The organism is Cupriavidus sp. Met-2 (assembly GCF_049843575.1).
Classification (GTDB): Bacteria; Pseudomonadota; Gammaproteobacteria; order Burkholderiales; family Burkholderiaceae; genus Cupriavidus; species Cupriavidus metallidurans.
The window spans coordinates 499725-514557 of sequence record NZ_JBBHZL010000001.1 but is presented as its reverse complement, the minus strand read 5'-3'; the positions used below and the strand labels follow the sequence as shown (position 1 = coordinate 514557).

Sequence of the window (14833 nt, the reverse complement as noted above, 5' to 3'; positions counted from 1 at the left end):
GTTCTGTGAAGTCCGCTCGGAAACAGAACCATGAGACGACAACGGCGGCCGCACCCCTGCCCCCTGCTGTCCAGGCGCCAGTCATCTGGCGCCGCCACGCTGCCCATCCCCGGGTGGCTGCTGACGTACCGGAAGGAATGGCTGGCGCCCGACGTCATTGCCGGGCTGACCGCCGCCGCCGTGGTCATCCCCAAGGCCCTGGCCTACGCCACCATCGCGGGCCTGCCTGTCGAGGTCGGCCTGTACACCGTGTTCGCCCCGATGCTGATCTACGCGCTGCTCGGCAGTTCGCGCACGCTTAGCGTCAGCACCACCACGACACTGGCAATCCTCGTGGCCGCCGCATTCCGGCATGTGGGCCCATCGCCCAGCGCCGAAACGCTGATCACGGCCTCGGCCACGCTGACCTTCCTGGTCGGCGCCGTGCTGCTGGTGGCCCGGCTGTTGAGGCTGGGCTTCGTGGCCGACTTCATCTCCGAGCCGGTACTGATCGGCTTCAAGGCGGGCATCGGGCTGGTCATCGTGGTGGACCAGATCCCGAAACTGCTCGGGATGCATTTCCCGAAAGGCCCGTTTTTCCACAACGTGCTGGCGATCATCCAGAACATTCCGCACGCATCCGTCGCCACGGCCGCGGTCGGCATCCTTATGGTCCTGCTGCTGTTGGGCATGGAGCACCGGTTTCCACGTGCCCCGGCGCCATTGATCGCGGTGGCCGTGGGCATCATCGGCGTATGGCTGCTGAATCTGACCGCGCATGGGGTAGCCATCGTCGGCGCGGTGCCAACCGGCCTGCCGCCGGTCACCGTGCCTGACCCGACGATGATGGAACGGCTGTGGCCCGAAGCGCTGGGTATCGCGCTGATGAGCTTCACGGAAACCATCGCCGCGGGGCGCGCGTTCACCCAGGTTGGCGAGCACGCGCCTGCCGCGAACCGCGAGTTGACGGCCACCGGACTGGCCAACCTCGGCGGCGCGTTCCTCGGCGCGATGGCCGCCGGCGGCGGCACAACGCAGACCGCCGTCAACCGGCTCTCGGGGGCGCGCTCGCAACTGGCCGGCCTGGTCACCGCGCTGGCCTCGCTTGGCACGATGCTGCTGCTCGCCCCGCTGGTCGGCCGTTTGCCGGAAGCCACGCTGGCCGCGGTGGTCATCGTCTACTCCGTCTCTCTGATCAAACCCGCCGAATTTCTGGCGATCCTCGGCATCCGCCGCACCGAGTTCATCTGGGCGCTGGTCGCCCTGGCTGGCGTGGTGGCCCTGGGCACGCTGCAAGGCATCGTCGTGGCGATCGTCGTATCGATGCTGGCCCTGGCCTATCAGACCTCCGATCCGCCGGTCTACAAGCTGGCGCGCAAGCCCGGCACCAACGTATTCCGTCCGCAATCGGACGCACACCCGCACGACGAGACCGTGCCCGGCCTGCTGATGCTGCGGCCCGAGGGGCGCGTCTACTTCGTCAACGCGCGGCGTATCGGTCACAAACTTCGGCCAATGATCCTGCACGACAAGCCGAAGGTGGTCGCGCTCGACCTGACCGCGGTCTCTGACATGGAGTACACGGCACTGCACATGCTGACCGATGCCGAACGAGTGCTGCGCGAGGAGGATGGCGTCATGCTCTGGCTGATCGGGATGAATCCCGACGTCCTAGACATGGTCCGGCGCTCGGCGCTGGGCCAGACCCTGACGCATGAGCGGATGTTCTTCACGATGGACCTGGCCGCGGTCCGGTTCCAGACGGAACACGCCGATGCCGTGTGGGGGCCCGTGACACAGCCAGGCACGCCGCCGCCCGAGTCCCGCCCACCCGGTTAAACTCCTGCCTGGTGGATTTCCCCGTCCGCCCTGTCGGCGCCAGACGGAGGCATCGCGACGTATTCGCGGCCTACCTCCGCCCGGCGCTGCCGATCGTTCCCCTCCCGGCACCGCCATCATGTCGAGACTCGTTTCCGGGCCGCGCTGCGCACCGCTGCGCTGGCTGCCCTTGTTTTGCCTGCTCATTGCGGGCCTGTTCCAGCAGGCTTACGCCGAGTGCAGCGCCAGCCACACCTCCGCCGCCGATGCCGCACGACCGCGCATCGGCCTGGTGCTGTCCGGCGGCGGCGCGCGCGGTTATGCCCACATTGGCGTGCTCAAGGCACTGGAACAGATGCACGTGCCAATCGATTGCATTGCGGCGACCAGCATGGGGGCGGTGGTCGGCGGACTGTATGCGAGCGGGATTCCGGCAAACGAACTCGACACCCGGCTGTCGCAGATCAACCTGAGCGACATCGTCTTCGACCGTAACGAACGCGCGCACCTGCCGCAGACGCTGCGCGAGGACAGTTTCGAATACCCGATCGGCCTCTCGGTCGGCTATGGCGACGGCAAGGTCAAGCTGCCCGGCGGGCTGGTGCAGGGCAACCGGCTGCTGGCACTGCTGCAGGACTGGACGGCGCCGTGGCCCGGCGATATCGATTTCGACAAACTGCCCATTCCATTCCGCACCATCGCCACGGACCTCAGCTCGGGTGCGCCCGTGGTGCTCGAGAAAGGGTCGTTGCCGCGTGCGATCCGCGCCAGCGCGGCCGTGCCGGGCCTGTTCGCGCCGTTCAAGGTGGATGGGCGCACGCTGGTGGACGGTGGCCTGGTCAGCAACCTGCCTGTGCAGATGGCGCGCGACATGGGCGCCGATATCGTCATCGCGGTCAATGTGGCCTCGCCACTCGACGACCCCTCCAACCTCGATTCGCCAGCGGCCGTCACCCAGCAGATGGTGACGATCCTGATGAACCAGAACCTCGCCGCGCAAAAGGCATTGCTGGGGCAGCGGGATGTGCTGCTGGAACCCGATCTCGGCGATCTGTCGTTCACCGACTTCTCCAATGCGCGCCGTGGCGTGCAGCTTGGCTACACGGCGGCTGAAGGCATCGCGCCACGGCTTGCCGCGCTGGCCTTGCCGCCCGACGCTTGGGACCAGTACATCGCCGCCCGGGAGACGCATAGCGCGCGATTCGAGCCCAAGCGCATCGACGCGATCGAGATCCATGCCTCGGGGCGCATTCCGCCCGCCTACATCAAGCAGTATCTGCGAACGCGCGAAGGCGACACCTATGACGCCGAAGCGATCAACCGCGACCTCTCGCAGCTCTCCACCACCGGCAACTTCGAAAGCGTGACGCAGGATGTGGTTACCGAGAACGGCCGGTCCGTGCTCAAGATCGACGCGCAGGAGAAATCATGGGGGCCGCAGTTCCTGCTGTTCGGCTTCGGCATGTCCACGACGTTCGACGGCAAGGGCGCGTTCAACCTGCAACTGGGTCACCGCTATCCGTGGCTGACGCAAAGCGGTCTGGAATGGCGCAACGACATCGTGCTGGGCAGCACCCAGGCCAAGTGGCACACGGAGCTTCGCCAACCGGTGCTGGACCGGCTGGGCTTCTATATCGCGCCATACCTCGAATACGGCCGCAAGCACGTCGACATCTACCCCGACAGCAGCCCCACCCGCAGCACCACGCCGCTCACCGCCGTGCGCGTGGACACGGCGCTGGCAGGCGTCGACCTCGGGTTGCCGATCGGCAGGCTGGGCGAGTTCCGGGTCGGCGCGAACTATCAGCAGGTCCGCTATTACTCTGACTATCTGATTGGCGCGGCAAGCAACGGCAAGTTCAGTGCCTCGGTGCAGCAGCCGGTGGTGCGGGCGGAACTGACGATCGACCAGCTCGATGACCCGCTCTTTCCGCGCAAGGGCTACTACTTCAATGCGGTGAACCAGCTATCGTTCGGCGGCACGGACAACAGCTTCGACGACGTCCACGGCAAGGCCCTGTGGGCGGGCAGCTACGGGCGCCATACGCTGAACCTGGCGGCCGAGGGGGCGATGACCTACAACGACCACCGCACCTCCGGCAGCGTCAGTGGCGGGCTGGGATTCACGCTGGGTGGATTCCAGCGCCTGTCAGCCTATGCGCCGGACCAGTTCTCGGGCAACTACCTGCTCTACGGCCGCATCACGTACCTGAACGATCTGCGTGAATTCGTGCTGCCGGGGCTGCGCACAACGGTGTTCGGCTCCAGCCTCGAAGTGGGCGACGTCTGGCTCAGGCGCCGCAACTTCGGCAGCGGACCCTACAAGTCCAGCGCCAGCCTGTTCATCGGCGGCAACAGCGTGATCGGCCCGCTCTACTTTGGCGTCGCGGCGGCGCCGCAGGGTGTGTGGAATATCTACCTGCAGCTGGGCCGCGTGTTCTAGCCCGCCTGGCGGACCAGCGGCGCATCGCTGTCCGCCGCCGATTCGGGACGATATTCGACCGCGCGGATGCGGCCGTTGGCCAGCCGTAGCGTCTGCGTGCCACGGCCATCCATTGGCTGACCGTCGAACCGGTACGACGCCGCGATGTCGATTTCCACCGTCTGGCCGTCGATGCGCGGCGCGCCGGCCACCTCGATCCGCACGGTATCGCCGGCCAGTTGCGCCACGCGCTGGAACAAGCCAATCACGGCATCCCGGTCTGCATAGACCCCTGCCAGCGGGTGCTCACCCAGATGGCGCCATTCGATGACCGGATCGAGCAGCGGATAGACGGCCTCGAAATGCCGCGTGGTCAGCGCGGAGAGATACTCGCCCACCAGCGTGGCGACGGCTTCCTCCGCCATCGGCACCTCCACGGACCGACGCGCGCGGGGTCTGCCAGCGGACGCCTCCAGCCCCAGGAACTCGAGCACGCTGGCGATGACCTGCTCGCGATCGTTATCCACGCAGATCATGTGATAGCTGTTCTCGAGCACCACACCCCGCACCTGCGGCACCGCGCCGAGCAGGAAATCGTACGAGCGCAGCGTGGTCAGCTCGTCCTCGCGCGCGTTGACGACCAGCGTCGGGCAAGGCACGCGGTGCGCGCTGTCCAGCACCCAGCGGCGCAGACGGTCCACCTGCCGGATGCAGGTCAACGGCACCCAGCGATAGTGGAAGTTGTCGCCGCGCTCGAACTTGGCCTTGACGATGGCGCGCACCAGGTCGTTCTTGATGCCGAACGGCTCGTTCTCCTCTACCTTGATGCGCGTGGGCAGCCCCGGCAGGTGATAGACCACGTGCCGCAGCCAGCGGTAGGACGGTGTGGACCAACCATCGATATAGACCGGGGCAGCCAGCGCCACCAGTTGGCCCTTGCGATGCTGGCGCCGCGCGACCAGTTCCAGCGCGAGCAGCGCTCCCATGCACATGCCGATGACATGGAACGTGTCGTACTGGCCGACCAGTTCGTCGTAGGACTGGGTCACCACGTCCATCCACTGCTCCGCCACCACGGGCAACAGGTCCTCGGGCACGCCGCCATGACCGGGCAGCGTGACGGCGTGCGTCTCCACGCCCGCGCGGCGCAGCACCTTGTGCATCGGCCCGAGGTCGTACTGGGTACCGCCCAATCCGTGAATCAGCAGGGCTCCGGTGCGTGGAGCCTGTTGCGTTGTCATGCTGCGCGCCGCCCTTCCGTGTCGTGGGAGGCGATCACGCGCCATGCGCCGGCAATCAACGCGACGGAATCGTCGCCGTCGAGCAGCGGGCCACTCATGTCGACGATCGTCGTGGTGGCGCCCGCCGGCAGCAAGAGCCGGAACGTCAGGTCGCCGCGCATCTCGCCATCACATTCGCGCAACCAGCGGCGGCGCACCTCGGCGCGGTCGTCCGGATGCACGCGGGCCAGGACATCGTCGAGCGTGGACAACGCCGAGTCGTGCAGGCCCAGCGCGCGTTCCACGCTGCCGCTCCAGCGCAGCCGCCCGCTATGTGGGTCAAGTCGGTAGACGAGTTGCCCACTGGCAGCCAGCGCGAGTTCCACGTCGTTCTGGCGTGCGGCGGCCTGCGCGTTCGTCTGCTCGCGCGCCGTTCGCAGCGTGTTGATCAGCAGCGTCAGCAGCGCGGCTACGGCCAGGTAAAGCTGCGCGATCAACAGAGAGTCACCGTGGTACAGCGCGGTTTCGGCAAACGGGCCGTCGCCCTGGGCGGTATTGACCAGCACTAGCACGGTCAGCAACGCCACGGCGACCGATCCGCCACGCCCACCCAGCAGCAACGCCACGATGGCCACGAAGAACAACGGGATATAGGTCAGCGCATAGGCCACGCCGAGCGAGAGCTGCGCAAGCCGCGTGCCGTCGAACACCAGCGCGGCGGTCGCCAGCACACATGCCAGCGCGGCCAGGCCGAAGAAGAACTCGCCGGGCTGGCGGCCGCCCGAACGCGCGGCGCGAAAACGCGCCCATCCGGCGAAGACCGGCGTGACGATCAGCACCCCGACGAAGTCCGCCGCGGCCCACACCTTGGCGGTAGCCCAGAACGGCACATCAAGGAACAGCCAGAACCAGCCCGCGCCGATGACCGCCCCGCCGACACTGGCGATCACGCCGGCCAGCAGCAACCCGCGCAGGAACGCCAGCCCTTCCAGCGAGAACTTGGTCAGATGGATCACGGCCACGGCCAGCGCTGCGAAGCCGATCTCGTCGAGCGAGAACAGCAGCATCCGGAACGCATCGCGCCCTTCCACCATGCCCAGCAGCATCTGGGCCACCAGGAACGCCAGGCCGAGCCCGAGCCAGCGGCGCATCGGCGCCAGCATGAAAGCGGCCACGGTCACGCCGGCCGGCAGCCAGATGTAGCCGGCGGCCGTGAACGGCCCATTGAATTTGTGCGAAAAGTATCCGAGGACGAAATACAGGATTGCCCAGAGCGGCAATGTGACGGCCCGGTTGGTGAGATTCACTGTGATGTTCCCGATTCAGTATGACTGACTATCACCATGATCTGAACGGCAAGACGAGGCCCGCCGTTGACCTGGGCCGCCAGAAGTGTGGCGGATTGTACACAGCAGGGTCAGACGAGACCCCGCTGCGGTGTCAATTCATGCCGCTGGCGTCGACGTAGCCGAGCGCCTCGCGCACAGCCACACGGGCCTTGAGCGTATAACAGACGCGGCGGTCGCGAATCGCCAGGGCCAGAATCTCGCCCTGGGTCATTTCCTGGAAGTGGTGCGCAGCGTGGCGCAGCGTCAGGCCGGCCAGTTCGGCCAGCTCCGCCGCGGACATGCCTTCCTCGCCCGCATCGAGCAGGGCGCGGCAGATCGTGACGCGGACGGGAGCCGTCAGCAGTGCCAAGACGAGGGCGCTTTCCTGAGTCTCCATGGTCTACCCCTTTTCTCTAACCCTTTCGTTGTTGTGACAGGCCGCCGGCCACGAATTGCGGCCTCCCGCCTATCTTCTACGCTGCACATCGTGGCAGCGCAATAGGAGATTGGATGGAGGGCCACGCAAGGGCCCGAGGCTTGACGCGCGAGTCACATCGTGAACCTGAAATAAACGGTAATAAGGCGGTCATATCTCACATGACAGCCACCGACTATGCTTGTCGAGTCAAGCGACCAATGTCACGCATGTCTGCTTCGCCTCCTCCCCGCCGGCGGCCATTGGCCATCGCCCTGTACGTCGTCATCGCCATCGTGGTGGTCTGGCTGGTTGCCAGGCCATTGGGACGATGGCTGTTCCCGCCCAAGGCCGCGCAGGCGAACCCGGCCATCGTAGTGACCACCGCCGCGGCGCAGGGCGAGGACGTGGACATTGGCCTGACTGGCGTCGGCACAGTCCAGGCCATGCAGACTGTGACGGTCAAGCCACGCGTGGATGGGCAGCTCGAGCGCGTTGGCTTCGTCGAAGGCCAGGACGTCAAGGAAGGTCAGGTGCTGGCGCAGATCGACCCGCGCACGTTCCAGGCGCAATTGCAGCAGGCGCAGGCTACCAAGGCGCGCGACGAGGCGCAGCTTGCCAACGCCCGCCTGGACCTGAAGCGCTACGAGGAACTGATCAAGGTCGACTCGACCACGCGCCAGACACTCGACACCCAGCGCGCGCTGGTCGACCAGCTTGCCGCCGCCGTGCGCAATGACGAAGCGCAGATCGCGCTGGACAAGGTGCAGCTCGATTTCACGACCATCACGGCGCCGCTCTCCGGCCGTGTCGGCGCCCGGCTGGTCGACCCCGGCAATATCGTCCATGCCACCGACACCACCGGCCTCGTCGTGATCCGCCAGATCGACCCGATCGACGTCGTCTTCACGCTACCCGACGACGCCTTCGGCCGCATCAACCGCGCGATGCAGGCCAGCCAGTCGCCACTGGTAGTGTTCGCCCACGAGCGCGGCACCGATGCCGACCTCGGGCACGGCGGCCTGATCCTGCTGAACAACACGATCGACACCACCAGCGGCACCATCCAGCTCAAGGCGCGCTTTCCGAATCCGAAGCACCTGCTGTGGCCGGGCCAGTACGTCAACGCCCGGCTCGTGCTGGGCCAGCGTGACCGCGCAGTGGTCATTCCGGCGTCAGCGGTGCAACGTAACGATGCCGGCACCTACGTCTATGCCGTGCAGGCGGACCAGACCGTGAAGCTGCAGCCGGTGGAGGTAGCGGAACTCCAGGGCGCGCGGGCCGTGATCGCCAAGGGCGTCCAGGCCGGGGAGCGCGTGGTGGCAGATGGCCAATACAAGCTCAAGCCCGGCGCGTTGATCGCCGAGGCGCCCGCGCGGCCAGGCGCCGCACCGACTGGCGGGTCGGCCGCCGAATCCACTGCCGGCACCCCCCCTGCTGTCGCCGCCAGCGCCACGGCCGCCGCGCGCCAGTGAGCCTTCCGATGAGCCACCCATGAGTATTTCGGCCACCTTCATCAAGCGGCCGATCGGCACCTCGCTGCTGGCGCTCGCGTTGCTGCTCGTTGGCCTGGCCGCGTGGCCGCTGCTGCCGATCGCCCCGCTGCCGCAGGTGGACTTTCCGACGATCCAGGTCACGGTCAACCTGCCGGGCGCCAATCCCGAGACGATGGCGTCGAACGTGGCGCAGCCGCTCGAACGGCAGTTCTCGCTGATCGCGGGGCTGTCGCAGATGACGTCGACCAGCGCGCAAGGCACCACGCAGATCACGCTGCAGTTCGACCTGAACCGCAGCATCGACGCCGCCGCCGTGGACGTGCAGGCCGCCATCAACGCCGCGGGCGGCCAGCTTCCGTCGAACCTGCCGACACCCCCGACGTTCCGCAAGATCAACCCCGCCGACGCGCCGATCCTGGTGCTGGCGGTGCAGTCCGACGCGCTGCCGCTGACCACCGTCAATGACTTCGCCGACAACATCCTGGCGCAGCAGATCTCGCAGATCGAAGGCGTGGGCCTGGTCAACATTGGCGGCCAGCAGAAGCCGGCCGTGCGCATCCAGGTAGACCCGGCCAAGCTCGCGTCGATGGGCCTGAGCATGGAAGACATCCGTGGCGTGATCGCGGCGACCACGGTCAACCAGCCAACCGGCGCCACCGATGGCGCGACCCAGGCCTTCAACGTCTACACCAACGACCAGATCACCCGCGCGGCGCCGTGGAACGACATGGTGCTGGCATGGCGCAACGGCGCCCCGGTGCGCGTGCGCGATGTCGGCGTGGCGGTGGATGGCCCCGAGAACAACCGGCTCGCGGGCTGGGCGTTCGCCGGCGCCGCCGCCCCCGCTGACAACACGTTCCACAACGGCCGCGCGATCATCCTGGCCGTGACCAAGCAGCCGGGCGCCAACGTGATCGCCACGGTGGACCGCATCAAGGCCGCCCTGCCCCGCCTGCAGCTCTCGATCCCAGCCGCGGTCAACGTCAACGTGCTGGCTGACCGCACGCAGAACATCCGCGCCTCGGAAGCCGATGTCGAGTTCACGCTGATCCTGACCATCGTGCTGGTGGTCGGCATCATCTTCGTGTTCCTGCGCGACGTATGGGCCACGGTGATCCCGAGCATCACCGTGCCGCTGGCGCTGCTGGGCACGGCCGGTGGCATGTACCTGCTGGGCTACAGCCGCGACAACCTGTCGCTGATGGCGCTGACGATTGCCGTGGGCTTCGTCGTCGATGATGCGATCGTGATGCTTGAGAACATCTATCGCCACGTGGAAGCGGGCATGTCGCCGCTGGAGGCCGCGCTGCAGGGTGCCGGCGAGATCGCCTTCACGATCGTGTCGATCTCCGTGTCGCTGGTGGCTGTGTTCATCCCGCTGCTGCTGATGGGCGGCATCGTCGGCCGGCTGTTCCGCGAATTCGCGGTCACGGTGACGCTGACGATCGCGGTATCGGTGATCGTCTCGCTGACGCTGACGCCGATGATGTGCGCAAAATTCCTGCAGCCGCACGACCCGGCCCACGCCCGCCATCACGGACGGCTCTACCTGATGTTCGAGCGCGGCTTCGATGCGATGCTCGGTGCGTACCGGCGCGGGCTCGATCACGTGCTCGATCACCAGTTCCTGACGCTGTGCGTGTTCCTGCTGACCGTGGCCACCACGGTGGTGCTGTTCGTGATCATCCCGAAGGGCTTCTTCCCCCAGCAGGACACCGGCTTCGTGTTCGGCACCGCGGAGTCCGCGCAGGATGCATCATTCAAGTCGATGAATGCGCGCATGGTGGCGCTGGCGGATGTGGTGCGCAGCGACCCCGACATCTCGGCCGTCGGCATGACAGGCGGGCAGAACACGGTCAACACTGGCAACTTCTTCATCGCGCTGCGCCCGAAGGAGGAAGGCCGCACGGCCACGGCCGACGAGATCATCGCGCGGCTGCGACCGAAGCTGGCCAAGGTGGAGGGCGCCAACCTGTTCCTGCAAGCCGGACAGGACATCAACGTTGGCGGACGGCTGTCGCGCACGCAGTACCAGTACACGCTCACCGACGCCAATCTCGCCGAACTCAACGACTGGGCGCCGCGCGTCCTGGAGCGGTTCCGCCAATTGCCGCAACTGGCCGACGTAGCGTCCGACCAGCAAAACTCCGCAGCCGCGGCCATGCTGACGATCGACCGCGCGCGCGCGTCGAGCTTCGGCATCACGCCGGCGCTGATCGACGCCACGATCTACGACGCGATCGGCCAGCGCCAGGTGGCACAGTACTTCACGCAGATCAACAGCTACCACGTGGTCCTCGAAGCCACGCCGCAACTGCAGGACGACCCACGCCTGTTCGACAAGCTCTACCTGACGTCCCCGATCACCGGCGAGCAGGTGCCGCTCTCGTCGTTCGTGAAGATCGACACGAACCGCACGGCCTACCTGTCGATCGGCCACCAGGGGCAGTTCCCGGCCGTGACCATCTCGTTCAACCTGGCGCAGGGCGCGTCGCTGGGCGATGCCGTGGAGGCCATCAACAAGGCCCTGGCCGGCATGGGGCGGCCACGCACGCTGGGCGGCGCGTTCCAGGGTACCGCGCAGGCATTCGGCGCGTCGCTGGCTTCGCAGCCCTACCTGATCGCCGCCGCGCTGATCGCGGTGTACATCGTGCTGGGGCTGCTCTACGAGAGCTATATCCACCCGCTGACGATTCTTTCGACGCTGCCATCCGCCGGCGTCGGCGCGCTGCTGGTGCTGATGCTGGGTGGCTACGACTTCACCGTGATCGCGCTGATCGGCATCATCCTGCTGATCGGCATCGTCAAGAAGAACGGCATCATGATGGTCGACTTCGCGCTGGTGGCCGAGCGCGAGCGCGGCATGTCTCCGCGCGACGCGATCTACGAGGCGTGTCTGCTGCGCTTCCGCCCGATCATGATGACCACGATGTGCGCGCTGCTGGCGGGGCTGCCGCTTATGCTCGGGCACGGCGCGGGGTCCGAACTGCGTCGGCCGCTGGGCTACGCGATGGTCGGCGGGCTGGTGGTATCGCAGATGCTCACGCTGTTCAGCACGCCGGTGGTCTATCTCTACCTGGATCGCGCGCACTACTGGTACGTGCGCCGCAAGGCCGCGCGCGGCGGCAAGCCGCCACCCACGCAACAGACACCGCACGGCAAGACGCACGAGTACATGGGTGGCGAAGGCGAGTGACGGCCTTTCGGCCCGAGAAACGCCAGAACCATTCTGATGGCGTCTCTACGTCACCTCGATGAGGCCGCTCATGTTCTCGTGCCCCGACCCGCAGAAGATGTCGCACAGGAAGCCATAGCTGCCGGGCTTGCCCGCCGTCAGCGTCACCTTGATCGCCTGGCCAGGCGGCAGGTCCGCACGGACGTCGAAGTCGGGCGCGGAAAATCCCATCACCACGTCTTCCGCCGTGATCGACAGCACCACGGTCTCACCCGCCTTGAGCTTCACGCGATCGGGGATGAACACGAAGCGCCGCGCGCGCATCGGGATCACGCGCGGCGCCGCGGCATCACTCCGGCTCACCACCGACACCACGGGCACCACCGCGGCGGCCAGCATCCAGCCCAGCAGCGTGCGACGGCTTGCATTGGCTGTGCTCATGCCTTGCTCCCGTTAACGGAGACCTCGGCCAGCTGGAATCCGTCAGGCGACGGTGTCGCCGTCACCTGACGCCAGCCCAGACCCTGATACGGATGCGCGGCATCCCACGGTATGGGCAAACGCTTCGGCTGCGACCCCGCGACCGGCAGCGGAAACATCAGCGAGCGCGCCGCATGGTGCGCGATGTGGCCGGTCATATGGTGATGCTCCTGGTGGATATGGCCGTAGAACACCGTGACGTTGCGGTACGGCATCAGGATGTCGATGACCTGCGCGCCGTCGCGCGTGGCCCAATCCCACTGTGGATAGAGATCGAACAGCGGCCGGTGCGTGAACACCACGATGCGCGCGTCGCGCGACTGCTTCGCCAGGTCGTCGGCCAGCCACTTGCGCTGCGCCTCGCCCACCATGCCGGCCGGATCGGACACGTTGTCGAGCACGATGGCGTGCAGGCCCTTGTGATCGAAGGTGTAGTGCGTGGGCCCGAACAGCTCGCGGAATGCCTCGCCCGCGTCCAGGCTGGCATCGTGCTCGCCCGGCATCAGGTGCACCGCGCCCGCACGCAGCGGCGCGATGATGTCGCGTACCTCCGTCATGCGGCGGCGGCGCTCGGCCGGATCGTCGGTGGAATGCGTCAGGTCGCCCGTGAACATGATGAAATCGGGCTGGCTCGGCAATGCGTTGACGGCCGCCACGGCCTTGGGCAACGTGCCGCGCGCGTCCGGATTCGGCGGCCCTTCGAACCCCCAGTGCGAATCGGACAATTGCACGAACACAAAGTCCTCGTCACGCCCCGCCGCCCAGCCGGGCAGCGCCGATGCGACCACGGCACCGCCTGCCGCGCCCGCCAGGCGCAATATGTCGCGCCGACTCCAGTTTCCGTGCATGACAGCCTCCTTCGTTCTGTGGGTGGTGACTGTCATACCGGAGGCGCCCGGCGTTTATTCCCGGGACCGTGGGATTCTGATGCACCACTGCCGTGCCACCACACAGGAGTGGTGAGAACACCATTGGCGCCGGACAAGCGCCGGGAATAGAATCGGCCCAGCGCCGGTATAACGGGGGAGACGCACTCATGCCGCTATGCCATTTCGACCAGCCGACACGCAAGGACTGACTTGGACGCCGCCAACACGCGCCGCCGCTTCGACGACCTGGTGCTGCCGCATCTGGACGCCGCCTACAACCTCGCCCGCTGGTTATGCGGCAATTCGGGCGATGCCGATGACGTGGTGCAGGAAGCATTCCTGCGCGCGTTCCGGCTGTTCGGCAGTTTCCGCGGCGACCAGCCCCGGCCGTGGCTGCTGGCCATCGTGCGCAACACGTGGTTCACCACGTGGCAGAAGCGCAAGGCGGCTGCCGAGGTGGAGTACGACGAAGCCGCGCCACCGGGTGAGCTGCCCGACTGGCATGGCGGGCCCGGCGACCCGGAACAGTGGCTGGTGCGCGAGGAGGATGTGCGACTGGTGCATGCCGCGCTGGAGCGACTGCCGGTCGTGTTTCGGGAGGTTCTGGTGCTGCGCGAACTGGAGGAACTGCATTACCGCGACATCGCACGCATCGCCGATATTCCGGTCGGCACCGTGATGTCGCGGCTGGCACGTGGCAGGCGAATGCTGGCCGCCACCGTCGTGGCCTTGCGCGACGAAGGCGCGGTACGGCTGGCCCATCCCGACGCCCCCAACACCGCCAACGCCCCGGCCGATATCGTTCAACCCGCAGGAGGCACCCGCCATGGACTGCAATGACGCCCGCAACCTGCTGCAGGCCTGCGCCGATGGCGAAGCCGGCGCGGCCGACAGCGTGCGCCTGGAACGCCACCTCGAAGATTGCGAGTCGTGCGTCGACAGCCTGCGTAACCTGCAGGCGCTGCGCGCGGCCACCCGTCATGGCGCGGCCTATCATCGCGCGCCAGCCGATCTGCGCGCGCGCATCGTGGCATCGCTACCCGCCCCCGCAGAACCCGGATTTGCCGACTCTGGCGCCGCCGAGCCCGCGGGCTGGCGCAGTTGGTTCACATGGTCGCCCGCCGCCAACGCCGCACTGGCCACGATCACGGCTGCGGCCGTGGGACTGAGCCTGTTCCAGTTCAATCAGCAGCCGTCAGAGGGCGACCTGACCGCGAACGCGATTGTCGCCAGCCACGTGCGTGGCCTGATCTCGAATCGCGCGATCGACGTCGTGTCGTCGGACCAGCACACCGTCAAACCCTGGTTCAACGGCCGCATCGACTACGCGCCCGACGTGCGCGACCTGGGCGCGGCGGGATTCCCGCTGGTAGGCGGACGGCTCGACTACGTCGATGGTCAGCGCGTGGCGGTCATCGTCTACCGGCGCAACCAGCATCCGATCGACGTGTTCGTCATACCGGGCAATAACTCGGGGTCACTGGGGGAACGGGAACGCCAGGGCTACCAGATCGAAACCTGGGGCGCGCACGGCATGCGCTACTGGGCCGTGACCGATGCCTCGGCCGGCGACCTGCGCGCTTTCGTGCAGGCGTGGAGGAATGCGGAAGGGGGAGTGGAACGCTAGGAGC

General features: G+C 67.0%; 11 protein-coding genes. 6 read left to right on the top strand and 5 right to left on the bottom strand.

The window, feature by feature from the left end; genetic code table 11:
- The first annotated feature begins 30 nt into the window (after nucleotides 1–30).
- Both WD006_RS02400 and WD006_RS02395 read left to right on the top strand, forming a co-directional pair.
- On the top strand, nucleotides 31–1818 hold the full coding sequence (locus WD006_RS02400) for a SulP family inorganic anion transporter (protein WP_186426016.1): 1788 nt from the start codon (nucleotides 31–33) through the stop codon (nucleotides 1816–1818).
- Nucleotides 1819–1936: 118 nt separating this feature from the next.
- The gene (locus WD006_RS02395; protein ID WP_186426015.1) at nucleotides 1937–4240 is read left to right on the top strand and encodes a patatin-like phospholipase family protein; all 2304 of its coding nucleotides are present in this window, start codon (nucleotides 1937–1939) and stop codon (nucleotides 4238–4240) included.
- On the opposite strand, the gene WD006_RS02390 is transcribed toward WD006_RS02395, so the two are convergent.
- The 3 genes from WD006_RS02390 to WD006_RS02380 all read right to left on the bottom strand — a co-directional run bounded on the left by WD006_RS02390 (nucleotide 4237) and on the right by WD006_RS02380 (nucleotide 7164).
- Complete coding sequence (locus WD006_RS02390) at nucleotides 4237–5460, bottom strand: alpha/beta fold hydrolase (protein WP_286879653.1); 1224 nt, start codon at nucleotides 5458–5460, stop codon at nucleotides 4237–4239. The genes WD006_RS02395 and WD006_RS02390 overlap by 4 nt on opposite strands.
- Nucleotides 5457–6746, bottom strand: a complete 1290-nt coding sequence (locus WD006_RS02385) for an MASE1 domain-containing protein (RefSeq protein ID WP_008651104.1) — start codon at nucleotides 6744–6746, stop codon at nucleotides 5457–5459. Before WD006_RS02385 ends, WD006_RS02390 begins: the two co-directional genes overlap by 4 nt.
- Nucleotides 6747–6879: 133 nt before the next feature.
- A complete protein-coding gene (locus tag WD006_RS02380) occupies nucleotides 6880–7164 on the bottom strand; it encodes a helix-turn-helix domain-containing protein (RefSeq protein WP_008651105.1) in 285 nt (94 codons plus the stop codon).
- 248 nt (nucleotides 7165–7412) lie between these two features.
- Here WD006_RS02380 and WD006_RS02375 point away from each other — a divergent pair, with 248 nt between their 5' ends.
- The gene (locus WD006_RS02375; RefSeq protein ID WP_286879652.1) at nucleotides 7413–8657 is read left to right on the top strand and encodes an efflux RND transporter periplasmic adaptor subunit; all 1245 of its coding nucleotides are present in this window, start codon (nucleotides 7413–7415) and stop codon (nucleotides 8655–8657) included.
- A gap of 19 nt (nucleotides 8658–8676) precedes the next feature.
- Nucleotides 8677–11874 carry an efflux RND transporter permease subunit gene (locus WD006_RS02370; RefSeq protein WP_008643550.1) on the top strand — a complete coding sequence of 1066 codons (3198 nt, stop codon included), beginning with the start codon at nucleotides 8677–8679 and terminating at the stop codon, nucleotides 11872–11874.
- A 45-nt stretch (nucleotides 11875–11919) separates the two neighbouring features.
- On the opposite strand, the gene WD006_RS02365 is transcribed toward WD006_RS02370, so the two are convergent.
- Together WD006_RS02365 and WD006_RS02360 are read right to left on the bottom strand one after the other, a co-directional pair.
- Entirely contained in the window at nucleotides 11920–12294 is a 375-nt protein-coding gene (locus WD006_RS02365) for a cupredoxin domain-containing protein (RefSeq protein WP_008643552.1), read from the bottom strand.
- Nucleotides 12291–13181 carry a metallophosphoesterase family protein gene (locus WD006_RS02360; protein ID WP_017514820.1) on the bottom strand — a complete coding sequence of 297 codons (891 nt, stop codon included), beginning with the start codon at nucleotides 13179–13181 and terminating at the stop codon, nucleotides 12291–12293. Before WD006_RS02360 ends, WD006_RS02365 begins: the two co-directional genes overlap by 4 nt.
- A gap of 231 nt (nucleotides 13182–13412) precedes the next feature.
- Here WD006_RS02360 and WD006_RS02355 point away from each other — a divergent pair, with 231 nt between their 5' ends.
- The gene (locus WD006_RS02355) at nucleotides 13413–14042 is read left to right on the top strand and encodes an RNA polymerase sigma factor (protein WP_008643556.1); all 630 of its coding nucleotides are present in this window, start codon (nucleotides 13413–13415) and stop codon (nucleotides 14040–14042) included.
- Nucleotides 14029–14829, top strand: a complete 801-nt coding sequence (locus WD006_RS02350) for an anti-sigma factor family protein (protein ID WP_008643558.1) — start codon at nucleotides 14029–14031, stop codon at nucleotides 14827–14829. The genes WD006_RS02355 and WD006_RS02350 overlap by 14 nt, the downstream gene beginning before the upstream one ends.
- Nucleotides 14830–14833: the final 4 nt, after the last annotated feature.